At 41.6% G+C, this 24775-nt stretch carries 20 protein-coding genes and 2 pseudogenes; 4 read left to right on the top strand and 18 right to left on the bottom strand.

Going from position 1 to position 24775, the window contains the following annotated elements; all coding sequences use genetic code 11:
* Nucleotides 1-12: 12 nt before the first annotated feature.
* The 4 genes and pseudogenes from gspF to gspC form a co-directional block, all read right to left on the bottom strand.
* Entirely contained in the window at nt 13-1233 is a 1221-nt protein-coding gene (gene gspF, locus AC0L6H_RS01975) for a type II secretion system inner membrane protein GspF (RefSeq protein ID WP_473392265.1), read from the bottom strand.
* A complete protein-coding gene (gspE, locus tag AC0L6H_RS01970) occupies nt 1233-2729 on the bottom strand; it encodes a type II secretion system ATPase GspE (protein WP_473394447.1) in 1497 nt (498 codons plus the stop codon). Before gspE ends, gspF begins: the two co-directional genes overlap by 1 nt.
* A gap of 80 nt (nt 2730-2809) precedes the next feature.
* Nucleotides 2810-4811: pseudogene (gene gspD / locus AC0L6H_RS01965) on the bottom strand (type II secretion system secretin GspD).
* A 78-nt stretch (nt 4812-4889) separates the two neighbouring features.
* Entirely contained in the window at nt 4890-5843 is a 954-nt protein-coding gene (gene gspC, locus AC0L6H_RS01960) for a type II secretion system protein GspC (protein ID WP_473392264.1), read from the bottom strand.
* A gap of 276 nt (nt 5844-6119) precedes the next feature.
* On the opposite strand from gspC, the gene AC0L6H_RS01955 reads away from it, so the two are divergent.
* The gene (locus AC0L6H_RS01955) at nt 6120-6524 is read left to right on the top strand and encodes an RNA-binding S4 domain-containing protein (protein WP_473392263.1); all 405 of its coding nucleotides are present in this window, start codon (nt 6120-6122) and stop codon (nt 6522-6524) included.
* Between the two features lie 224 nt (nt 6525-6748).
* Nucleotides 6749-7630 (top strand): Hsp33 family molecular chaperone HslO, encoded by an 882-nt coding sequence (hslO, locus tag AC0L6H_RS01950; protein ID WP_473392261.1) that lies wholly within the window; start codon nt 6749-6751, stop codon nt 7628-7630.
* A gap of 7 nt (nt 7631-7637) precedes the next feature.
* Here the strand turns inward: hslO and envZ are convergent, their stop codons facing one another.
* The 3 genes and pseudogenes from envZ to AC0L6H_RS01935 form a co-directional block, all read right to left on the bottom strand.
* Nucleotides 7638-8972 (bottom strand): two-component system sensor histidine kinase EnvZ, encoded by a 1335-nt coding sequence (gene envZ / locus AC0L6H_RS01945; RefSeq protein WP_473392260.1) that lies wholly within the window; start codon nt 8970-8972, stop codon nt 7638-7640.
* Nucleotides 8953-9678, bottom strand: a complete 726-nt coding sequence (gene ompR, locus AC0L6H_RS01940; RefSeq protein WP_473392259.1) for an osmolarity response regulator transcription factor OmpR — start codon at nt 9676-9678, stop codon at nt 8953-8955. Before ompR ends, envZ begins: the two co-directional genes overlap by 20 nt.
* Before the next feature lie 94 nt (nt 9679-9772).
* A pseudogene (locus AC0L6H_RS01935) lies at nt 9773-10679 on the bottom strand (phosphoribulokinase).
* A 253-nt stretch (nt 10680-10932) separates the two neighbouring features.
* Between AC0L6H_RS01935 and AC0L6H_RS01930 the strand changes: the two are divergent.
* A complete protein-coding gene (locus tag AC0L6H_RS01930) occupies nt 10933-11862 on the top strand; it encodes a transposase (protein ID WP_473392258.1) in 930 nt (309 codons plus the stop codon).
* Here the strand turns inward: AC0L6H_RS01930 and purD are convergent.
* The 11 genes from purD to AC0L6H_RS01875 form a co-directional block, all read right to left on the bottom strand.
* A complete protein-coding gene (gene purD / locus AC0L6H_RS01925; RefSeq protein ID WP_473392257.1) occupies nt 11801-13084 on the bottom strand; it encodes a phosphoribosylamine--glycine ligase in 1284 nt (427 codons plus the stop codon). The genes AC0L6H_RS01930 and purD overlap by 62 nt on opposite strands.
* A gap of 83 nt (nt 13085-13167) precedes the next feature.
* On the bottom strand, nt 13168-14769 hold the full coding sequence (gene purH / locus AC0L6H_RS01920; protein WP_473392256.1) for a bifunctional phosphoribosylaminoimidazolecarboxamide formyltransferase/IMP cyclohydrolase: 1602 nt from the start codon (nt 14767-14769) through the stop codon (nt 13168-13170).
* Between the two features lie 154 nt (nt 14770-14923).
* A complete protein-coding gene (fis, locus tag AC0L6H_RS01915) occupies nt 14924-15217 on the bottom strand; it encodes a DNA-binding transcriptional regulator Fis (RefSeq protein WP_473392255.1) in 294 nt (97 codons plus the stop codon).
* 22 nt (nt 15218-15239) lie between these two features.
* Entirely contained in the window at nt 15240-16250 is a 1011-nt protein-coding gene (dusB, locus tag AC0L6H_RS01910) for a tRNA dihydrouridine synthase DusB (RefSeq protein WP_473392254.1), read from the bottom strand.
* A gap of 132 nt (nt 16251-16382) precedes the next feature.
* Nucleotides 16383-17267 (bottom strand): 50S ribosomal protein L11 methyltransferase, encoded by an 885-nt coding sequence (gene prmA / locus AC0L6H_RS01905; protein ID WP_473392253.1) that lies wholly within the window; start codon nt 17265-17267, stop codon nt 16383-16385.
* Nucleotides 17268-17280: 13 nt separating this feature from the next.
* The gene (locus AC0L6H_RS01900; RefSeq protein ID WP_473392251.1) at nt 17281-18792 is read right to left on the bottom strand and encodes a S10 family peptidase; all 1512 of its coding nucleotides are present in this window, start codon (nt 18790-18792) and stop codon (nt 17281-17283) included.
* A gap of 13 nt (nt 18793-18805) precedes the next feature.
* Nucleotides 18806-18994 carry a DUF6435 family protein gene (locus AC0L6H_RS01895; RefSeq protein WP_473392250.1) on the bottom strand — a complete coding sequence of 63 codons (189 nt, stop codon included), beginning with the start codon at nt 18992-18994 and terminating at the stop codon, nt 18806-18808.
* Nucleotides 18995-19277: 283 nt separating this feature from the next.
* The gene (accC, locus tag AC0L6H_RS01890) at nt 19278-20624 is read right to left on the bottom strand and encodes an acetyl-CoA carboxylase biotin carboxylase subunit (protein WP_473392249.1); all 1347 of its coding nucleotides are present in this window, start codon (nt 20622-20624) and stop codon (nt 19278-19280) included.
* An 11-nt stretch (nt 20625-20635) separates the two neighbouring features.
* Complete coding sequence (gene accB, locus AC0L6H_RS01885; protein WP_473392247.1) at nt 20636-21079, bottom strand: acetyl-CoA carboxylase biotin carboxyl carrier protein; 444 nt, start codon at nt 21077-21079, stop codon at nt 20636-20638.
* Between the two features lie 26 nt (nt 21080-21105).
* Entirely contained in the window at nt 21106-21543 is a 438-nt protein-coding gene (aroQ, locus tag AC0L6H_RS01880; protein ID WP_473392246.1) for a type II 3-dehydroquinate dehydratase, read from the bottom strand.
* 196 nt (nt 21544-21739) lie between these two features.
* Nucleotides 21740-22591, bottom strand: coding sequence for a hypothetical protein (locus AC0L6H_RS01875; protein WP_473392245.1), 852 nt, complete (start codon nt 22589-22591; stop codon nt 21740-21742).
* A gap of 465 nt (nt 22592-23056) precedes the next feature.
* Here AC0L6H_RS01875 and AC0L6H_RS01870 point away from each other — a divergent pair, with 465 nt between their 5' ends.
* A complete protein-coding gene (locus AC0L6H_RS01870; protein ID WP_473392243.1) occupies nt 23057-24706 on the top strand; it encodes a diguanylate cyclase in 1650 nt (549 codons plus the stop codon).
* Nucleotides 24707-24775 lie beyond the last annotated feature (69 nt).

The raw sequence follows: 24775 nt of genomic DNA, 5'->3' as shown, positions 1-24775 counted from the left end.
AAATATATCTCACTAAACTCCAGCTAAATTGTTTAACTCTAAAATGGGCAAAATTATCGCCATTACGATAAATAGTACTATGCCAGCCATGCTAATGATTAATACAGGTTCAAATACTTTTAGCGACATGTCGATGGTACTTTCAAACTCTCTCTCTTGGTTTTCGGCCGCTCGCGCTAACATCTGAGTTAATTCTCCAGACCGCTCTCCTGACGCTATCATATGCATCATCATGGGTGGGAATACTTTTGTTTGAGCAAGTGCGGCTCTCAAACTGCTCCCCTCTTTAACGCGTTCTGCCGCAACCTCAACAAGGTCTTGTAAGTGTTTGTTCTTAAGCACACGGCCGCCAATCGTCATTGATTCGAGTAAGGGTACGCTGCTACTGGTTAATATACTTAATGTTCGAGCAAATCTAGCGGTATTAGTTCCCCTCGTTAAGCGACCAATAAAAGGCAATGTTAATAATCGTTTGTGCCAGCGTACTTGTAATAAGGGATTTTGCAGCATTTTTGCGACAACAAATATAGTGACTATGATCACGATTGCGGCATAAATACCGTAGTTTTGAACGGCCTCACTCATGCCTATTAGTATCTTAGTCACGGTGGGGAGATCTTGCTCCATGTTGTCGAATTGCCCTACAATTTCAGGTACAACCGTGGTTAGCAGCATAATTACTACGCCCAAGGCAACTAGGGTCATCAAGATTGGGTATACCAGCGCTTGGGTAATTTGGCTTTGGGTTTGATGTTTTTTCTCAGCGTAATCGGCTAACCTAACCAAAACTGCATCAAGGTGACCTGATTTTTCTCCTGCCGCTACCATGGCTCTGAATAAGCCGTCAAAAGCTTTTGGAAACTCACCCAATGCTTTGGCTAAACTATGGCCTTCAACAACTTTACTGCGAACTGCCATCATCATGCTCTTGGTGCGAGGTTTTTCGGATTGTTCTGCAACAGCGAGTAGCGCTTCTTCAATCGTTAAAGAGGCTTCGATAAGTGTTGAAAGCTGCCTAGTGAGTAGAGAAAGATCGGTGGCCGATATACTTGGGCTGAAAAATGACTTTACACTTTTTTCAGTCGCCTTTTGTTCTTCCACCTGATTTACTTCTAAGGGAATCAGTGTTTGTTCACGCAATTGTTGGCGAACCTGACGAGGATTGTCGGCTTCTACCACTCCGCTTTTGTTTTTCCCCGCAGAATCAAGGGCTTTATATGCGTATGCTGGCATTACTCTTCTCTGGTCACTCTAAGGACCTCTTCTAATGAGGTTATGCCAGCGAGTACTTTGTCACAGCCATCTTGTCTAATCGACGGCGTTGTCGTTCTTATATATTTCTCAATCGCTTGTTCACCCCGTCCATCGTGCATCATTTCACGTACTTTCTCATCAACAATGAGCTGTTCGTGAATGCCCGTGCGGCCTCTATATCCTGTATGGTTACAACTAATGCAGCCTACTGGATTATATATGGTGGCCTCTTGAGAAATTCCTAGTATTTCCATTTCCCGCGCTCCAGGTGTATGAGGCGCTTTGCAATCCGCACACAAGGTTCGCACCAGTCGCTGCGATAATACTGACAATAACGAAGAAGAAAGCAAGAAGGGCTCTATCCCCATATCTTCTAAACGCGTAATCGCACCTGCCGCGGTATTTGTGTGCAGGGTCGAAAGCACCAAATGGCCAGTTAAACTTGCTTGTATGGCTATTTGTGCGGTTTCTAAATCACGAATTTCCCCAACCATGACAACATCAGGGTCTTGACGCAGAATAGCGCGAAGGCCCCGAGCAAAGGTCATATCTACCTTGGCGTTGACCTGTGTCTGGCCAATACCTTGCAAATCAAATTCTATTGGGTCTTCAACCGTTAAAATATTTCGGTCTTTGGAATTAATCTCACTAAGGCCGGCATACAAGGTGGTACTTTTTCCTGAACCTGTAGGACCGGTCACCAACATAATGCCATGGGGCTTACGGATTAATTCTGAAAAGTGAGTACGATTATTTTTCGTCATACCCAAATCTTCGAGATTTAGTCTCGCATTATTTTTATCTAGTAAACGTAAAACGACACGCTCACCGTGACTAGACGGCATTGTAGAAACCCTAACATCAACCCCTCTACCACCAATTCTAAGGCTTATTCGACCATCTTGTGGAACGCGTTTCTCTGCAATATCCATTTTCGACATAACTTTTATACGAGAAACCAACATCGACGACATTTTTCTGTTTGGTCGCAATATTTCGCGCAAAACGCCATCAACTCTAAAGCGCACAACTAGCTGGTTTTCGAATGTCTCGATGTGTATGTCAGAGGCGCCTTCTTTAATGGCTTCTCCAAGCATCGCATTAATAAGCTTGATGATCGGCGCGTCATCTTCGTTGTCTAAAAGATCTTCGGTATCGGGCAGGTCTTCTGCCAATGCGAACAAATCACTCTCGTTGCCAAGATCTTCCATGAGTTGCTTGGCTTCAGAAGAATCTCGTTGGAAAGAGTCAGTAAGCAGGGTTTCAAAGTCTTCTTGTTTGGTTTTCTTTAAGACAAATGACTTGCCACTATAGCGCCTAACTTCTGCAAAGGCCGTTAGGGGAGTCTCTTCAGTGTAATAAAGTTCGTGAGGTTCGATATCAACATCAAGTAACAGATGAAAACGTTTAGCAAAACTAAATGGGAGCTTAGATGAATTCTCAGGGATCTCTTCATCCGCAGCCATTTCAGCCATTACTTCGTCTGATACAGACTCCGCCACATCGTCAAGGTCGGTGGAGTCTGCTAGCTGCGTATTCTCTAACTCACTTGCCATTAATTGCCATCCTGCTTCTCTTTCTCGGTTAAATATTCCTCAAATGAAGGAGGTAAAGTCAATGCATCATCCCACGAAGGTAAACTAGGACCTTCTTTAAACGGCATTAATGGCACACCTTGAGACTGTCTGTGCAGTTGTTGGGCGCGAATATAATTGTATTTCTTATGGCTGATTTCGTTCATTGTGACACCATCTCGCACAATGGTAGGCTTGATAAAGACCATCAGATTACGTTTACGCGTGCTTGTGCTTGAGGTTTTGAATAAGTGGCCAATAAAGGGGATATCACCAAGAATCGGTACCTTAGACACACTTTCTTGTACGTCTTCATCAATTAAACCGCCAAGCACTATCGTGCCGCCATCATCAACGATTACGGTCGTTTTGATTTCGCGTTTATTAATGGATATGTCTACCGAAGTTGCACCGCTTACACTTGATACTTCTTGTTCAATGGTCAATTGAACCGCATCGCCTTCGTTAATTTGCGGCGTGACTTTGAGTTTTATTCCCACCTCTTGGCGTTCTACCGTTTGGAAAGGATTTGAGTTATTTGAACCGGTTGAAGTACCTGTAATTATCGGAACTTCTTGACCAACGATAAAGAAAGCCTCTTCGTTATCCATGGTGGTCAAATGTGGGGTTGCCAAAATATTTGAGTTTGTATCTGTACTAACCGCTTGTACAACAGCTCCCCAACCATTTTGAATCACACCTGCGATTAAGCCGTTTGCGCCGCCTAAAAGTGTTGCCAGTGGGGTTAGGTCGCCAACGACAGTGGTCGAAGTTGGTACTTCACCACCATTCGGTGCTACTGTGGTTCCACTCACCGTCTCTATCTTCTGCTTCACGCAACGCCACACCCAATGAACCGACACCTATTACGCCATTGGTGAATTGAGTACCGCCACCTTCTTCAGAAATAAGCTGAACACCTAAGGTCACACCATCACCTTCAAATACTTCGACAATGATAGCTTCTACTTGTACTTGGGCTCTTCGGACATCTAACTGGCGGATAACTTCTTCTAAGGAGCGCATCATGTCAGGTTCGGCGGTGATAACTAATGAGTTGCTGTCTTCATGCGAGTCTATACTGACTTCACGATTACTTCCTGAACTTCTGCGGGTCTGAGTTTGCGCGCCTTGGGTTTCAGATTGGATACTGTCGCTGACACCTTGAAGCACTTTCACTAAGTCATCGGCTTTGGCGTAATTTAGGAAAATAACACGCGTATTACCGCTTGATTCAAGCTCTTGGTCCATTCTTTGGATAAGATTGATTAAACGCTGACGCGCTTTAATATCACCACTTACAATAACGCTATTGGTTCGATCATCGGCAACAACTCGAGGGGTTGATTTTCCACCTGGCGTTTGTTTACTTTGAGAATTATTAATACTTTCAATAATGCGCACCATCTCAGAGGCAGATGCAAAGCGAAGTTTTATCACTTCTACTTCCTCATCACCAGCGCGGTCCACTTTTTCGATTATTTCAACTAACCTGTTTACCACCGCAGCACGACCGGTGATCATCATAACATTTGATGGGTCGTGGGAGACTACGTTACCACCGCCGGTTTGGTCATTGAGCTGGCGTAATATTGGCGCTAACTCTCTTACTGGCACGTTATATACAGGGATAACGCGAGTAATCATTTCATCGCCGTTTAGTTCTGTAGACTCTACAACTGGAATGTTTGACGACTTGGCATTTTTTGAACGGACAACTTTTAATATACCACTTGGCATTTCTACCACAGCAAAATCATAAACTTGTAGTACGTTTAGGAAGAACTGGTAGTACTGTTCTTCTGTTAATAAATCATAACTACGAACGCTGATTTTTCCTCTAACATTCGGATCTACGATAATCGTACGTTTAAGGTTTTTACCGACTATATTAATGAACTCGGTAATTTCCGTATTCTTAAAATTTGGCTGGTATTCAGCACTTTCGACGAAAAAGCTGTTGCCTAATAGTGCGCTGGCCATTAATAGGCTCAGTGCTAAGCTTTTTGCTTTTTTTCCTTGCTTTGCAAGCATCATAAAACTACTACCTTATTCATTACCCTAAGACTCCGGTATATCTAAATCGAGAGAAACATATTCGCCGCCTCGCAGCACTTCTAACTGCAATGTATCGGCCTCTTGTAATTGGGTGAGGGCTTCTTGTGACTGCTGTAAATCGGTCAAGTCTAAGCCGTTCAGTTGAACAACTACATCCCCGTTTTGCAAACCGACCGAGTTAAACAGGGCGGGCTTCGCCCCTGGCGTTACTTTAAATCCTAAAAAGACGCCATCCACTCTGTGTGGAGCCAGTGATATCATGTCGGTAAAACTGGCGGGTTCTTTAGCTAATTGTTGTCGTGCCTCACGAACAGCTTGTGCCTGAGCGGCTTTATTTTGATTTTCGACGAGTTTATTGCTTGGTCTGTTTAAGGTTGTTTGACTTAAGGGGAGGGCGTTTGTTTGACTTTCGTTCGCACGTTTTTTATTTGCTTCTTCAAAATCGATGCCATCTAACATGAGCGTTTCTCGTGTAAGTCTATTTTTAATTATTACTCTATCGACGTATATTTCGTCGAGCGTCACGTTAGTGCCGTCTATCTTATCACCAATACCGTAAGTACCTTGATTGTTTCTATACTCGATAATTGCTGCACCAAGGTTAGGATTATCGCTTGAGACTACCCCAGACAAAAGTAAATTTAGTTTTGTTTCTGGCACATCACTTACTTCTTCTACCTGGACTACAACAGGCTTAGCTTGGGCATTTCCAAATAAATTTTGATTAATTAGTTTATTTAAGTTGGTGACTTTATCACCACTATTTTGAATTTCACTCTGTTGGAGCTGAATTGTTTGTTGGCTTGTTTGGCTTTCAGGCTGAGGAACTAACGACCAGGTAATTTTGGCTGCAAAAGCAAGCAGGTAAATACTGAGTATAAGCACTACAATAAAAATCAGCTTTGTCTCGTGACGCTGATAAAATGCTGTGGCGTTTGAAATTGTAAGAGAACTCATTGTGTGTCTACTACAGCCATATTAAATTCGCAGGTGTGCAATAATAGCTAGTACAGTTGAAAGCTACAATAGCTAAGGGCGAAACAATCTAAAAAACTCGCAACTACGACAGCAAACGAATGAAATAGTGCGATTTGTTTTTCGCAGCTTCACGAAGATCTTTCAAACTAGACTGTCCAGTTACGAACTAGACTGTCCAGAAAATCATTCAAACTAGACTGCTCAATTACGATCTAGACTGTCCAATGAGGTGTTTTTTCAGTTACACTACCAACCATGAAAAAACAGAAAAATGTAATACAAGCGCCGGTACGTATCGACAAGTGGCTTTGGGCGACCCGATGCTATAAAACTCGTTCGTTGGCAAGAACCGCAGTTCAAGGTGGTAAAATAAAGTACAACGGTCAACAATGTAAGCCAAGCAAAACGGTTGATTGTGGGGCGATTATTCGTTTTCCCCTGGGTTTTGACATGATGGAGATTGAGGTACTAGAAATTTCTGATAAACGAGTTTCTGCGCCGTTAGCGCAAAAAATGTATCGAGAAACTTCTGAAAGTGAGCTCAAGCGAGAACAGAACGCTGAAGCAAGAAGACTGAGTTCGTTATTAAGCCCGCACCCAGTGGCTAAACCCGGTAAAAAAGAGAGACGAGATATTTTGCGCTTAAAAGGACGAGAGTGATATCTTTTGCACTTTGTGAGAAGTAAAGACGTTTAAGTTGTATGTTTAGGAGTTGAGAAACTGCAGGACTTAAACATAGACACAATTGCAGGTATTGAACAACGCTAGGAAAACACTTGAGCAAGGGCTTCAAGTGTACTTCACGGTCCACAATCCGATTCTAGGCCTGATAAGAAACAACGCCGCGAAATCGTTAAATGTAAACATCAAAAATTAGGCAGCACATGGCAGACATATTAGATAGATTTTTGTTCGAAGAGAGATTCATAAGAGGCGAGATAGTTTCTTTAGAAAAGAGCTTTCAAAAGATTTTGGCATCTGCTGATTACCCTGAATTTGTGCAATCCTTGATTGGCGAATTGATGGTCACAGCGAGTTTGTTAACCGCGACCTTGAAGTTTGAAGGTGAAATCGCTTTACAAATTCAAAGTGAAGGCGCTATTCGATACATTATTGTCAATGGCACTCACGATCAAAAATTACGCGGTGTGGCAAAGTGGGATGAAACCCTGACGGAGCATCCTCAAGTATTTTCCGATTGTTTCAAAAAAGGTGTTCTTGCGATAACACTAACGCCAAAAGATGGCCAACGATATCAAGGGGTTGTCGCTTTAGACAAGCCCAGTTTGGCCGCTTGCATTGAGGCGTATTTTTTACAATCAGAGCAGCTTCTCACTAAAGTCATTCTTGCCAGTCAAGTTGGTAAGAATCAAAAAGCTGCCGGTCTACTCGTACAAATCGTACCAACGACAAGTGAGTCGAGCAATGTTCATGAAAATCCAGATTTTGAACACGTATCACTTATCGCTGAAACTGTTACTAGTACTGAATTATTGGCGCTCTCTCACAAAGAAATGATTAATCGTTTATATCACGACGAAGTCATTCGGATTTACGAACCTCAGGCAGTTGAATTTTCTTGTGATTGTTCAAAGCAGAGATGCGCTACAGCTTTGCGGAGTGTTAGCAAGGCAGAGCTTCTTGATATAATTGCGCAGGATGGAAAAATTGAAATGGACTGTCAATTTTGTCACCAAGTATATTCCTTTGATAACATTGATATAGAAAACATCCATGGACAAAATTTGGATTCAGGCAGCGCTTAAGAAGTCACTAGTGCTGCTTGTTATGTACGGGTAAAATGAAGCTAGCGTTGAGTCCGCCTTCGGGGTGGTTTGAAAACTGAAGAGCGCCTCCATGGCTTTCAACAATTCTTTTAACGATGGCGAGCCCTAAACCTGAGCCAGTAGAGCCACGCGCTTGGTCTCCTTGCGCAAAAGGCGTAAACATTTTGTCTAACTGAGAATCCTTGATACCCTTACCGTAATCTCTAATAGAACATTGAATACTACGGCTTTTATCAACCATTGTCGTTGCTATCGAGATTTCATTACTACCATATCGGAAGGCATTCTCAATGATGTTTTCGATAACTCTTTTGATACCTACTTTGCGTAATTTGGTCGATGTGAGTTTACCCAGATTTAAGTCTATCGTATGTTCTTCAACCATTTTTCTAGCATCCACTAACTCTTGAATTAATTCGTTTAAATTCACATACTCGAAGCTTTCCTGCTGGTCTTGTCTTGCATAGTCAATGAATTGATTAATAATTGCATTTAAATCGTCAATGTCGTGTTCAATCCCATCTTTTATCCAATCTTGATCCTGTGGCAGCATTTCACTCGCTAACCTTATACGCGTCAACGGCGTGCGCAAGTCGTGCGATATTCCTGCTGTCATAATAAGGCGATCATTTTCAAGTTGCTTGATCCCCTGTGACATTTTGTTAAATGCTTCAGTTACCGCGACTATTTCGCTGCTACCCACTAGTGGTAAAGGATCGGGGAAATGTCCTTTACCGACCTGACGGGCACCTTTTTGAAGTGCCTGTAATGGGCGGTTTAATCGCCTAACGAATAGCCAACCACCTGTAACGCTTAAGGCACCAATGACAAAGAAGTACATGGTTAAAGGAGATAGCGTATCTTCATTTGGTCCTCGAAGCGGTATCGATATCCATAAATCGCTACGTTGCGGGGGGTTAATCCAAACAACATAATTTTCTCCGGTTTTTACTCGGATTTCAGTATTGTCGCCAAGTTGCTGGGTGATTTGTTTGGACATAAAGTCGTAATGAGAGGCGTTGCCTAGGCCTGCATGCATGGCTGAAATCTCATCATGAAAACGAATGCCAGTACTGTTTTTTAGCTGTTTTATTTGCTGCGGTGTTAGTGAGTCGATATCGTGCAAAAAGAAGGTGTTTATTTGATTGGAAATTAACTTATTTATTTGGTGGTAGCTCGGACTTATAAAATAATGGGTGACTGATAAATATGAAACTAGTTGATTGATAAACAATAATCCACCAATCAGCAGAGCAGTTTGACCGAATGTACTGCTTGGGAGTAGGCGATTGAGCTTGCGTTTAAGGTCTTGATTGGCCATCGGGCACAAATACGTAACCTAGTCCCCAGACTGTCTGGATATACCTAGGGTTGGCTGGATCTTGTTCTAACATGCGTCGTAGCCTTGAAACTTGAACGTCGATACTTCTTTCCAAAGCGCTGTAGTCTCGGCCTCTGGCTAAGTTCATCAGTTTGTCTCTGGACAGCGGCTCTCTAGGATGTTTTACAAGTGATTTCAGTACTGCAAACTCACCGCTGGTGAGGGTCATTGCTTTACCGTTGTCACTCATTTCACGTGTAGCTAGATTTAGTTTAAATGGTCCAAACTCGATAGTTTGCTCTGATTGTGATGGGGCGCCAGGCGCTTCACTTGTCTTTCTTCTCAGAACGGCTTTGGCTCTTGCCAATAGTTCTCTTGGGTTAAAGGGTTTTGGAAGATAGTCATCAGCACCCATTTCTAAACCGATTATTCTATCCACTTCATCGCCCTTAGCGGTAAGCATAATTATGGGTATTTGGTTCTCTTGTTGGCGCAGTCTGCGACAAATGGACAGTCCATCTTCGTCTGGTAGCATAAGATCTAATACCATCAGATGAAAGTTTTCTCTCTCAAGTAAGCGGTCCATTTGCTCACCATTCGCGGCGCTTCTAACCTGATATCCTTGTTCTACTAAATATCGCTCCAGCAATGATCTAAGTCGCATATCATCATCGACTACGAGAATTTTTGTTGTTTCCTGACCCATCTAAAACACTCCTTAACTAAGCTCGTTAGGCAATATAACGAATTAAAGCCCTATATCCAATAGTCCTTATGTTTCAGATTGTGTCAGGCACGAATTAATTTGTATCAGCGACCCAATCTACTTGATAGTCAGCACGTCGTTTTTTATCCATTAGTTCACCAATAAGTGGCGTTAAAATAAGCTCCATCGCTAGGCCCATTTTTCCACCGGGAACGACTAAGGTATTTACGCGAGACATAAAAGAACCTTCTACCATTTGCAGCAAGTAGGGAAAGTCTACCTTTTTCATATCCTGTCGAAACCTGACGACTACAAAACTTTCGTCTTGGGACGGGATTTCACGCGCGCTAAAGGGGTTAGAAGTGTCAACCGTAGGAACTCGTTGAAAATTAATATGGGTTCTTGAAAACTGTGGTGTAATGAAATGAAAGTAGTCGTCTAGGCTGCGCACAATACTACTCATTACAGCGTCTCGAGAATGTCCTCGGTCAGTTGTGTCGCGGACAATTTTTTGAATCCACTCCAAGTTTACAATTGGCACCATGCCAACAAGTAAGTCAACATAAGATGCAACGTCGCAATCTTGTGTTTTGACCCCGCCATGTAAGCCTTCATAAAAAAGTAAATCGGTTTTATCGGGTAAATCTTGCCAAGGCGTAAAAGTTCCGGGCATTTGATTAAAAGGTACAGCTTCGTCGAAAGTATGTAAATATTGGCGATACTGCCCCTGACCTTGCACCGAGTATGATTTAAATAGCTGCTCTAGGAGCTCAAAATCATTAGCTCTCGGACCAAAGTAACTAATATGTTTACCTTGCTCTTGGGCTTTTCTGATTTCCACTTCCATTCTCGGGTCGTGTAAATCTATGAAAACTGTCGCCTCCTACTGAAGCGGCATTGATGCTTAGATTGCGAAAAATGTGCCTGATGGCGTTAGTTGTTGTGGTCGTCCCTGCACCAGAAGAACCTGTTATTGCTATTATTGGATGTTTGACTGACATAGTGAACTTCTTATTTTGTGTATGCTAGTTATAGGCAAACTCGAGGAATGCGTCAAGCCATTTAGCGTCTAAAGTAACATACTAGACTGTCCAGTTTTATGTTATTTGCATAAACGATACTTTTGAACAGTTTCCAAACTATCATCAGCCAGCTAGTCTTTTAACCATGACTATCGCCAGAAAACACTTAATTGACTACTCACAAACCTGCTTTTATCACTGCATGTCTAGATGCGTGCGCCAAGGCTTCCTGTTGAATTCAGTCGAATTAGCAGAAGGGCAGGTGAATTACCGTAATGATTGGATACAACGTCGCTTATTGTTGTTGTCAGATGTTTTTGCAATAGACTTGATGGCGTTTGCGATAATGGATAATCATACACACCTTGTTTTGTTCGCTAACCTCGAATTAGCAAAACAATGGACCAACATAGAAGTTTTAAAACGATGGTCGAGAATAGGCAGGCTGCCTTTGTCTTGTCAGCTTTACTTAGACCCAGGTTGGAGATCACGGCTCAATGAAGTAGAAGTAAGTATGGTGCTTGAGCAAATAGACGAATATAGAAGAAAGCTAACCGATATCAGTGTTTACATGAGTAGATTCAACTATTACGTTGCTAGAAGAGCGAATAAAGAAGATGAGGTTAGTGGGCACTTTTGGGAAGCGAGGTTTAAGAGCCAAGCCCTGTTAGACATGGGGGCAGTGTTGGCATGTATGTCTTATGTTGACCTGAACCCCATAAGAGCGAACAAGGCAAAAACGCTACAAGACTCTAACTTTACAAGTATTAAATTACGTTTGGATATGGCGCTGGAGCATAAATTGACAAAAGTCGGTCCTATAAGAAAGCAATTTAACGAGTTTAATAGCTACCAATCTATCTCCTTAGAAGAGTATGTTCAGCATCTATCATTCATCTTGGGAAGCCAAGATGAAGAAAGTGCTTTTCAGCCTATAGATGAGTATAGTACCGACATTCGTAACTGGGTTAAAAATACGAAAGGGTTTGAGCAGATTTATACGCTCTGTGCGGGGGAAAACGAGCTAGTTGCTGCTTTTAGCAAAAAAGCTCGTTCTTATTCTGGAATGCAAGCAAGAGGTGTTCAAGCTTACTCAGAGTCTATTCTCTGTCGATTGCTCGATTACCAATGTCTGTGCGGAAAAAAGCACCTTTACAGCTAATTTTCCGAAGTTGAGTATATGCTTGAGTTTGCGCATCTTTTACAGTATCTCCTAAGCTAGTAACACAAAGAATTCTTCCGCCATCTGTAGAGATTGTGCCACGCATGAACGTTGTGCCTGCATGGAATACCTTAGTATCAGTTGCTTTTGCTACATAATCTAAACCAACTACTGGAATTGCTTTTTCATATTTACCAGGGTAACCGCCAGATGCTAGTACTACTCCTAAAGCAGCTTGTGGTTTAAATTTAATTTCGGTCTCATCTAATTTGCCATCACAAGCTTGTAGGCATAGCTCTACTAAATCAGATTCTAGACGCATCATGATAGGTTGTGTTTCTGGGTCGCCGAATCTGCAATTATATTCGATTACTTTGGGCGTGCCTTTTTCACTTATCATCAATCCCGCATACAAGAAACCTTTATAAGGTAGGCCTTCTTTAATCATGCCTTTTACCGTCGGGTATATAATGCGCCTCATGACTCTGTCATGGATTTCAGGTGTAACAACTGGCGCAGGTGAATAGGCTCCCATTCCGCCTGTATTTGGCCCTTCATCATTGTCGTAGGCACGTTTGTGATCTTGACTTGTAGCAAACGGTAAAACATTTTTTCCGTCTACCATAACAATGAAACTGGCCTCCTCACCCTTTAGGAAGTCTTCAATTACAACCTTTCTTCCTGCGTCTCCAAATGACTCGCCATTGAGCATAAAAAACACAGCGTTATGCGCTTCTTCTCTGGTTTTTGCAATAACCACGCCTTTACCGGCAGCCAAACCATCAGCTTTTATGACGATAGGCATACGTTTTGTATTGATATATCTCGTGGCTTCGTCAACGTCATCAAAGGTTTTATATTTTGCGGTAGGGATTTTGTATTTCTGCAAAAAGTCTTTACTGAATGATTTAGATCCTTCTAACTGGGAGGCGCCTTTGCTCGGACCAAAAACTTTTAGTCCGTTTTGTTCAAATAGATCGGTTATACCTAATACAAGCGGCTGTTCTGGTCCAATTATGGTCAAGTCTATTTTTTCTTCTAACGCAAATGCAACTAGACTGTCCAGATCATCAACCGCTAGATTTACGTTTTCGACCATATTTTCTTCGGCTATGCCTGGATTGCCCGGGGCAACAAATATTTTATCTACAAGGGGGGATTGTGCCACTTTGTATGCCATGGCATGTTCTCTACCGCCACTACCTATAATTAAAATTTTCATATTTATTATTGCCTCTATTAATAATTTTTACTTGCAGTCGTGGACCAAATGATTTGATAACTGGACTGTCCACTCAACTAGCCTTAGTGTTTAAAATGGCGCATTCCAGTAAACACCATAGCAATTCCATGTTCATTAGCCGCAGCAATTACTTCGTTGTCCCGCATAGAGCCGCCTGGTTGTATAACAGCTTTTATGCCTGCAGCAGCGGCTGCATCTATGCCGTCCCTGAAAGGAAAGAATGCATCGGATGCCATCACGCAGCCTTCAACTTGTAAGCCTTCGTCTTGTGCTTTTATGCCCGCAATTTTTGCAGAATATACACGACTCATTTGACCGGCACCAACGCCAATCGTCATACCACCTTTACTATAAACAATGGCATTTGATTTCACATATTTAGCAACTTTCCATGTGAATAATAAGTCTGCTAACTGTTCTTGTGACGGCGCTATATCCGTAACTACTTTTAAGTCATCGACATCAACCATACCAAAATCGCGGTCTTGGACAAGTAATCCACCATTGACTCTTTTAAACTCATATTCTTCAGTTAGTTGTCCATGCCAGTCACCGCACTCAAGCAAACGAACATTTACCTTTTGAGAGATGGCGTCGCGTGCTCCTTCACTCACAACTGGTGCGATAATCACCTCGACAAATTGCTTTTCGACAATAGCTCGAGCCGTCTCTTCATCAAGCTCCCTATTAAATGCTATTATTCCACCGAAGGCAGAGGTGGGATCGGTTTTAAAGGCATTCAAATACGCTGAGAGAATATTGTCAGATACTGCAACTCCGCATGGATTGGCATGTTTCACAATGACACATGCAGGTTGCTCAAATTCTTTCACACACTCTAAAGCAGCATCTGTATCAGCGATATTGTTAAACGACAGCTCTTTACCTTGCAATTGAGTCGCAGTGGCTACAGAGGATTCTTGAATGTCATGTTCTACATAAAATGCTGCTTCTTGATGGCTATTTTCGCCGTATCTTAAATCTTGTTTTTTTAGAAACTGTAGATTCAGTGTTCTAGGGAAATTACTGTGTGTTTGTTCACAACCTTCTTCGCATTCATGTGAATCGTTTTCAACTAAACCACCAAAATAATTTGCAACCATTCCATCATATCTTGCCGTATGCTCAAAAGCCTTTATAGCTAGCGAATATCTGGTCTTGTAGGAAATTGAAGCGTCATCAGACTTAAGTTCGTTTGAAATTTTTGTATAATCGTTAGGATCAACGACAATAGTTACATCTTTAAAGTTCTTTGCTGAAGCACGGACCATTGCAGGACCGCCAATATCGATGTTTTCTATTGCATCCTCAAAACTACAGTCTGGTTTGGCTACTGTTTGGGCGAAAGGGTAAAGATTTACGATGACAAGATCTATGGGCAAGATTTCATGCTTTTGCATCACGTTTTCATCGACATCTCTTCTGCCTAGGATCCCACCATGAATTTTTGGATGAAGCGTTTTAACGCGACCATCCATTATTTCCGGATGCCCAGTATGTTCACTGACGTCCTTTACTAGAATGCCTTCTTGACGCAACAAAGAAGCCGTACCACCGGTCGATAGAATTTCGACACCTTGGGTTTCGAGTAATTTAGCTAACTCTACAATTCCCGTTTTATCCGAAACGCTTATAAGTGCTCGTGCGATAGAAGTGTTGTGCATGCTGTATCCAAACATAAATGTAGTTTAATTGAAAAAATGGACAGTCCAGAAGGTTGGCTTTCGTTTTGCTGGCCGAAGCCATGAACTGGACAGTCTAATTAAATAATGCTTATAAAAAAGAGCGTAATGGTACGCTCTTTTTTATAATAAACTTTTAGCCTAAACCATATTGCTTTAACTTCTTACGAAGCGTGCCTCGATTGATGCCCATAAGGTTTGCTGCTCGAGTTTGGTTGCCTCGTGTATAGGTCATCACTTCTTCTAGAAGAGGCGCTTCAATTTCAGCGAGCACTAATTCATACAAATTATCTATGTCTTGATTATTTAGCTCTTTTAGATATTTGTTTACAGCTTGTTTAACAGACGACCGCAATGGTTTTTGCGCGTTAGTTTGCGACGGTGTTGTAACAGTAGTAGTAAAGGGGGATGTTAAATTTTGATCGAACATAGGTTATGACTGCTCTCTTTAGTTATTTCATGAAACTAAGCTGCATTGCAAGTGTTATATTTTTCTTGCTTTGACAACCATGAAAAAAATTTTCCAGTGCCTCTATTTGAAGGGCACCTTCGTCTATTGTGTTAAATTTTCGACGAAATTCCCTTTCGGGATCGTACGATTGTAAATACCATCCAACATGTTTACGCGCGATACGAATGCCCATATGCATACCATATAAATCATAAATATCTTTTACATGTTTGATGGATATCAACGCCATTTCTTGCGGCGATGGTTTTGCTAACTGAGTTCCGTTCAGTAAGTAGTGCTCAATTTGCCTGAAAATCCAAGGATTTCCCTGCGCGGCTCTACCAATCATTATGCCGTCAGCACCGGTATAACGTAATACTTTCTCAGCTTGTACAGCGCTGGTAATATCCCCATTCGCTATCACTGGGATATTAACACTTGCTTTTATCGCCTTAATTGTTCCATATTCTGCTTCGCCTTTGAACATACAGGTACGCGTTCTACCATGCACAGCGATAGACTTTATCCCTTTTTCTTCAGCAATTTTAGCTATTTCTACGCCATTGCGATTGTCGGTATCCCATCCCGTCCTAATTTTTAGGGTGACGGGCACATCTACCGCTCTGACTACTGCATCCAAAATACTAGCCACTAACTGGGGTTGTTGTAGCAACGCTGACCCAGCCAGCTTTTTATTTACTTTTTTTGCCGGACAACCCATATTGATATCAATAATTTGGGCACCCTTTTCAACATTGAATTGTGCAGCTTCTGCCATTAAATCAGCTTCACTACCAGCGATTTGAACTGAACGAATGCCGGACTCACCTTCATGATTCATTCGGTTGAGAGATTTCGCTGTATTCCACACTTTTGGATTAGATGACAACATTTCAGATACCACCAAGCCAGCACCCATTTCTGTGCACAAGCGTCGAAATGGTCTGTCAGTTACACCTGCCATAGGAGCCAGTATCAAATTATTTTTTAACTTGTAAGGTCCTATTTGCATTAATCTACCTCAATGTGTTTGTCGATTAATGAAACAAAAAAATCGTCATCGTAAATCGGGGGCGTATATTACTTATTTTTGACGTATTTTGGAAGGTTATTATTTAAACAAATAGTACTTTTTTGGCTTGACTTACGACTTTTTTTTCACAGCGCTTAAACGAACCCATTCGCCTTCAACAACAACTGGATCAAAAATAAATTGATTTTCATACACTTGTATTACTGATTCGTATTGCTCGTAAAGAATTCCCGACATTACTAGCATACCGTTTTCGGCGCAGTAGTCTGATATGACTTGAGACAACTCTTTTAAAGGTCCTGATAGAATGTTGGCGACAACAATTTCTGCCTGCAAGTTGGGCTGATTTTGAGGGAGGTAAAGAGCCAGCCTTTCGGCAACGTCGTTACGCTGTGCATTATCTTCACTTGCTTGCAAAGCTTGTGGATCAATGTCTATACCGATGACCTTACGCGCTCCCAGTTTCAGCGCGGCAATTGCCAAAATACCAGAGCCACAACCAAAATCCACAACGGTTTTATTTGTCACATCTACGCTATCTAACCATTGCAAACATAAGCTTGTGGTTGGGTGCGTGCCAGTACCAAACGCCAATCCCGGATCGAGTTTAATATTGACCGCATTGATATCAGGTACTTCACGCCAACTGGGGCATATCCAGAGCCTATTTCCGAACTTCATGGGGTGAAAATTCTCCATCCATTCGCGCTCCCAATTCTTATCTTCTAATTGGTCAATAAAGATTTCATTTGGATTTATAAAACTGAATGTATCGACAACGGTTTGAATAAGGCTGCTTACATCATCTTCAGCACTATATAAACCAATCACTTGCGTATCAGGCCACAGCATTATTTCACCAGGCTTGGGTTCGTACATAGGTGTATCTTTGGCATCAATAAATGTGACGGCTTGGGCTTCTAGTTCCGTTAGCAGGTCGCCCACCCGCTCTGCATTTTGGGCACTTACATTTACTTTTAGTTGTTGCCAAGCCATGGTTAACTACCGTTTATTGTTGATTGTGAATGGACAAGAAGGTGCGCATATCTTGTGTTAATTTCTCAAACGAGGGGTGATGGATATACATCATGTGGCCAGCTTCATAGTATTCCATCGTTATTCTATTTTTATCAAAACCATTGCGGTTAAACGAATATTCCGTTGCAAAGAAAGGAGTGGCTAAATCATAGTAGCCGTTCGCGATGAAAATTCTAAAAGATGGATTCTCGCGCTGCGCTCTTGCTAAGTATTGCCCTGTATTCAAAAAGCCTTGAGTGCGCGCACTGCCCAAATAGAGCCAATCCCAGTTTGAAAATACTTCTCCTGACAACACATTGTAGCGTTCAGTTCTGACAAGATTAAGGTCTTGCGCTAAATAACTTTGTATCGAGGCGGTATAAGCGCCGTCTATGGCATAGCCTGAGGGATCTGTATCGAATCGTGCTTCTACATTGCTAGCATCAACGCCTAAATAACGACTGTCAAGACGACCAACGCTCAATCCTCTATCCCGCAGCAGTTCTTTCATAAATAGCATTTCATCAATCCGTAAATTGGTTTGAATTAGATATTTTTTGCTAAGACCGGTGAACTGATGAAGTTTATCTACAATGTTGGAGAATGCATCGTCTTCGATGTTTTGTCCTAGAATAAGTGCCGATGCATATTCTGTTAACGCAAAATTTCGCACTTGCTCTATAAAAGAGGGTAAATCTTTATAATCGCTTCTATTGGGTATAGCGTTATGATACCAAGCAGTTGCTGCATAGGTGGGTAAAAAAGTGATAAATGGAAGGTCGTTCCCCGGATTGAAGTCGCCCGTTTGAAAGTCTACGATACTAGATATAAGAAATACACCATTTAGGTCAACACTTCCCCATCCTTCTTGTAACTCTTTTACCATTACTGCAGCGCGGGTCGTACCGTAACTTTCACCTGCTAAATATTTAGGAGAATTCCACCTTTTATAGTTTGTAATAAACTCTCGAACAAACTGGGACATTATTTTGGCATCTTGACGAACGCCCCAAAAGTCCTTGCCTGCAAAGTCTCCAATTGCTTTAGAATATCCCGTACCTACAGGATCTATAAACACCATATCTGCTATATCCAGCAGGCTTAAAGGGTTTTCTTTAATCGTGTAAGGAGCAGAGGGGACTGCTTGTGCGTCACTTGGCAGTTGTACGACTTTCGGCCCGAACACGCCAAGATGTAACCACACACTTGATGAACCAGGACCACCATTGAAAATAAATATAATGGGACGTTTCTGTGGGTCTTTAATATCGTCTCTAAAGTAGGCGGTACTAAAAATAGAAGCTTGCGGCTTACCACTATCATCTTTGAGTTCAGTATTGCCTGCTATCGCTGTATATTTTATTTTGCCTGTTTGTAATCGTATATCATGTTTGGTCTCTACTAAACTAAAATCATGACTCGCTGGTGATTCTGAAGCATGCACTAAGCGCTGTTGACTGTATAAAACTACTAATAAAATAATGAAGATTCGCATAACCATCATATTGTAAGTGTCCTTACTTCTTATTTTTTTCTTGTTCTTTATTCATCGCATCAATTTGCTTCCATAGAGCTTCAGCTTCACTGGTAAGCTCCGCGAATAACCTCATATCACCTTTGCGTTGGGCCTGCATACATTTTTCAAGCGCTTTATCATATTGACGCTGAAGTTTTTTAGCCGGATTACTTTTAAACATTCCAAACATAATTATACCTCATGACTTTAATTAAGTTTTTTAATACGAATTTAAACCATTTTAGTTTATTTACGATTGTTAAGTTTTGAAGATAACATTTATTTTTGCATATATGTATCGAATAGTGAAAATTGTATGTAAATCAATGATCTTTAGATTAGCAGCGGTGATATTTATAAGTATTGGACAGTCTAGAATACAAGTTGGACAGTCTGGAATTATTTTTAGATAAAAAAAGTCCCAATGAATTTCGTCAAAGGGACTGGGTCAAATACTGTTTCCTATAGTTTTACTATTCTTCTTTTTCGAGCTTTCGTTCTAGATAGTGGATATTAGTGCCACCATTAAAAAAGTTTTCGTCATGCAGTATTCTTTTCTGAAGCGGAACGTTAGTTTTGATACCTTCAATTACTAGTTCATTTAATGAATGGCGCATTCTGGCAATTGCTTCATCTCGGCTTTCACCAAAGGTGATCAACTTGCCTATCATTGAGTCGTAAAACGGTGGCACCGAATAACCCGTATAAATATGAGATTCCCAACGAACTCCTAAGCCACCAGGTGCATGAAACATGGTAATTTTACCTGGACTAGGGAGAAAAGTGTTTGGGTCTTCTGCGTTTATTCGGCACTCTATCGCGTGGCCTCTCACGTTTATTTGAGATTGCTCTATAGATAAAGGTTGCCCTGCGGCAATTCGCAGTTGCTCTTTTATCAAGTCGATACCAGTCACCATTTCGGTCACGGGGTGTTCAACTTGAATACGCGTATTCATTTCAATGAAATAGAACTCACCGTTCTCATATAGAAACTCGAAGGTTCCGGCACCGCGATAGTTTATCTCTATGCATGCTCGACGACAACGCTCGCCAATCTTTGCGCGCATCGAATCTGAAATTCCTGGAGCAGGCGCTTCTTCAACCACTTTCTGATGTCGGCGTTGCATGGAGCAATCGCGTTCACCCAAATGAATTGCATTTCCTTGTCCATCAGCAAGTACTTGAATTTCTATGTGGCGAGGATTCTCTAAAAACTTCTCCATATAGACGACGTCATTGTTGAACGCCGCGCCAGCTTCAGCTTTCGTTGTACGAATTGCTTCATCTAGCTCGGATTCGCTTCGCACGACACGCATACCGCGACCACCACCACCACCGGCAGCCTTCACAATCATAGGATAGCCAATACGTTTTGCGATGGCTTTATTTTTTTCTATATCGTCGCCTAATGGACCGTCAGATCCAGGCACGCAAGGAACACCCGCTTTTCGCATTGATGCAATAGCCGATACTTTATCGCCCATCAAGTTGATTGTTTCAGCGCGTGGCCCGATAAAAACAAAGCCACTTTTTTCTACGGCTTCGGCAAATTCTGCATTTTCTGAGAGAAATCCGTATCCAGGATGAATAGCAATTGCGTTAGTGACTTCGGCAGCCGCAATAAGTCGTGGAATATTGAGATAGCTCTCGTTTGCAGGCGCATTGCCGATACAAATTGACTCATCGGCTAACAAAACGTGCTTTAAATTTCTATCTGCAGTGGAATGCGCCGCGACAGTTTTAATGCCTAACTCTTTACAGGCGCGCAAGATACGCAGAGCTATTTCTCCGCGGTTTGCTATTAAGACTTTATCCAACATAGTGGCGCCCTTTATTCAATAACGAAAAGTGGTTGATCGAATTCGACCGATTCTTGATTTCCAACTAAAATTTCTTTTACGACGCCGTCTTTGTCAGATTCGATTTGGTTCATCATCTTCATCGCTTCGATGATACAAAGCGTATCACCCACTCTGACTTTTTGACCTGCTTCAACGAAGGCTTTCGCTTCAGGAGATGATGAGCGGTAGAATGTGCCCACCATAGGAGACTTCACTATGTGACCGCTAATAACCGGAGCTGCTTCAACAGCTGCAGGTGCGGGCGCGGCTACAGGTGCTGGTTGTGGCGCAGCCATTTGCGGTGCATAAGCAACAGGTGCAACACTGCTACCTCGATGAATCCTTACTGACTCCTCGCCTTCAGTGATCTCTAATTCTGCTATGCCTGATTCTTCTACAAGCTCAATGAGCTTTTTAATTTTTCTTATATCCATCTTTGTGCCTTATTCTAAGTCTTATACTATTTTTGTTGTAAATGTTTGATGAGTGCGTTTAACGCATATTCGTAGCCATCCGCTCCTAAGCCAACTAGGGTGCCAATGGCAATATCTGAAAAATAAGAATGATGTCTAAATGTTTCACGCCTATGCACGTTTGACAAATGCACTTCAATAAAAGGTATATTCACGCTCAGTAACGCATCTCGAAGCGCTATACTGGTGTGCGTAAACGCGGCTGGATTAATGATAATGCCATCAACGATATTTGCGCTGGCGTGGATTCTGTCAATTAATGCATGCTCAGCATTTGACTGAAACGCTTGCAGCTCTACGCCATTTGATATTGCTAAAGCTCTAAGGCTGTTTTCAATGTCCGCTAAGCTAGTGGCGCCGTAAACTTCGGGTTCACGCTTACCAAGCATATTTAGGTTTGGACCATTCAATAACAAAATTTGCATATAAAATTAGGCTTATCGTCGTTATTTAGGCGAAACTTGTCGACAAATATACTTTTGCGCTAAAACGTATAAATTTGTCTCAGTTTTTCCGCCGTTAAATTCTTATTTTGCATAAAATAGCATACTTACCAGCAAGTTTTCAGCAAAATACTGGTCTAATCAGCGAAGTTAGGTGAATTTAGGGATAAAACGATGACTATGAGGGGACAGATCGAAAGGTGCCAACTGCAAATCTGAAATTACTATTGGCCATTTTATCTTCTAACATAGGGTGCAATTGAAATTGACACGGTAGAATTTTATCGGGGAGTATCGTTAAATTAGCGATGAATCGATAATTATGCTGGCACTGTTGAGTATTTATCTCTTCGGTCGGCAACAATGCTTGTAATTCTTTTTGATCGACGTCTTCTCGTTCTTTTCCAACAAATTGATAGAATGAATCGCTGACCTCGATATGCTTTGTTGAGAAATCAATTACGAAGCCAGGTGTGCGAGAGCGAAGAAACGCCTTATTAATCACCTTGTAAGACAGCTCCCTGATATATTCTTCATGGATGTCCTTAAAAATGCCGATTATTTTTGTCGCATGGCCTGTACGCTCATCAAAAATACGCTTTGCTTTTATTAAATTCCAGCGAAACGCATCTTTCTTTTCAGTAAATAGCCTAGCTGTAAAATTTATGGCAGTTTTATTGCCGTTTAAGTGAGCAAACCAATTGTCACTAGCCATTTGTTGATCATCTTTGTGATAGGCCGCCAAGGCATCGTCAAACGAACCTACTTTTGCGATATTGGCAGAACCGCCATTCATATTTTTATACAAATAAAAACAGTCTTCGTCTATGACATATTCCCAAACGACTTCGTTGCCGGCCCAAAGTGCCAATTGTAGTCGTTTCGTCATGCTTGTCAGGTACTGGTTAGCTTCAAACAAATCCATGGTTTTAGAGCGTAATATTTCCTCTACTTTCTTCCTTCCAGCTCGTTCTCTTTCGAGTCGTCGCTCAAGTTGATCTATGTGTTGACGTAAATCTTGCTCGCTCATGTTCTGCTCTTGTCGTAGTCAATGTTTTTGTACACTAGTTTTATATCTAAACGCATGGTACTTGGCCGTGGAGTGGGCGTAACTGTCTGATGAGAATCGAAAAAAATTAGACTGTCCAGACATTTCGACTTATCCACAGATGGCAGCCTAGACTGTCCAGTTTCTTAAATATTATATTGCTAAGGACACCAGTACGTATGTATATCGTTACAATCGAATTAAACTTTATACAAAGCGTTGAGCGTGTTGTTTTGAAGCGAGGTCCCAGCAATAGTCATCAAGCATTAACTTTGGCTTTATAAAAACTGAATTTTTTTTTATTTATCCGATAACCTTTCAGAGCTAAATGAAAAATACAAGTTTACGTAAAATCGACGATAGCATTTGGCCCCTAGATTAATAAAGCGAAAGCGATGAACCGTATTACAGCACAATGACTTTGAAGAAACACAAAAGAGAGCGCTAATGAGTATACCAAAGGGATATGAAGCAAAGTATAAACAAGACCTTGGCGGTTTAATCAGAGACTGGGCCAAGTTTAGAAAGGAAAAGGAGAAAGATTCCCTCGCTCATTTCTATAACGCTTGTAATCAACTATCTCAAGAAATCGCAACATTTGCATTGTGCGCGCTTCAACAAGTAATGACCAGCATGTCTAAGAGTGCAGAGGCTGGCCTACAAAATAAAAAAGACTCCAAAGAGTTGATAAAAAAAGTGGATTGGTTGATGAATCAGCTAATCCGTGGAAATAATGAAGAGCTTGACCCATTCTTGAAGGAATCTGATGTAGCAGCCGAGCAAGACGATTTACACCAAAAAGTAAGTGCTTATACTTCGCGCATTAATCGTAATAGCAAGCCAAATATTGTCATTATCGACGAACAACTATCGGTTGCACAAAGTTTAGCCAAAACCTTGGAAGATTTTGCCCTTAATGTCAGTTGTTTCACGAGCATTGCAGACTTCAAAAAGGTGAAGGAGGAAGTCAACGCAGACTTGGTTCTGCTAGATATCGTAATGCCCAACACGAGTGAAAAAGAAGTGTTTGCTTTTGCCACAGAATTAGTGAGTGAAGGTATTAAAGTCATTAGTTGCTCTTCGACCTTTACATTTGATTCGAGATTGTTGGCTGTTCGTGCAAAAGTATCTGACTACGTTGTCAAACCAATCAACACCTATGTGCTGGTTGAAAAAATCGGCCGGGCCTTAAGTCTCCAGCAAAATAGAAAGTATCAGATCATTATTGTTGATGACCAAGAAACGATGGGGACTTTTTATAAGACCATGCTTGAACAAGTCGGTTGCGACGTTACTTTTTTCCCAAGTGCCAATGCCCTTTTTGAATCTCTCGATGACCTTGCGCCAGATATGTTCCTGCTGGACATGATGATGCCAGATGTAGGTGGTTTAGAGGTCGCGCAAATGATTCGACAAGAACACAAATTTGATTTCGCACCGATTATTTTCATCACCGGAGATGAGCTAACAGAAAATCGTTTAGCAGCTCTAGATGCGGGTGCAGACGACGTTATTAATAAATCGATTGCAATAAAAACCATAACACACCAAATATTAACGCGTTTGGCGAGGGCTTCTAAAGTAAGCGCTTTTGTTGCAAAAGATGCATTAACAGGTGTGCTTAATCATAGCCAAATTGTGGAGCGCGCAAACCAAACTATTCGCGCATGTCAGCGCCGGAAATCAAAAGCAACTCTTGCTGTCATTGATGTTGATCATTTTAAACGTGTTAACGATACCCACGGACACATCGCGGGAGACAAAGTGTTATGCGCATTGGGCCAACTCTTGTCTAATTCGGTGAGAGAAACGGATATTGTTGGACGCTATGGAGGTGAAGAGTTTGTAATTGTTTTCGACGATTGCGATATTGATGATGCTGTTAATAAAATGCAGCTCATGAAAGACGTATTTAGTAATATGCGCTTTTTGAGCAACAAAAATGAATTTAAAGTGACTTTCAGTGCCGGTTTAGTTGACTTAAATGCCTTTGATAGCGTGATGCCGGCCATTGGGGCTGCTGATAAAGCGCTATATAAGGCAAAGCATGATGGTCGAAATAAGGTCGTTAAGTACCCTTTGGAAGCGAAATCCTAAGATGAAAAAGCCAGCGCCCTGTTGCTAAGCAATCACAAGAAAATCATCAAACAATCGGCTGATGTTTTT

This window comes from Glaciecola sp. G7-5 (assembly GCF_055808975.1).
This window is presented reverse-complemented; position numbering and strand designations above follow the sequence as displayed.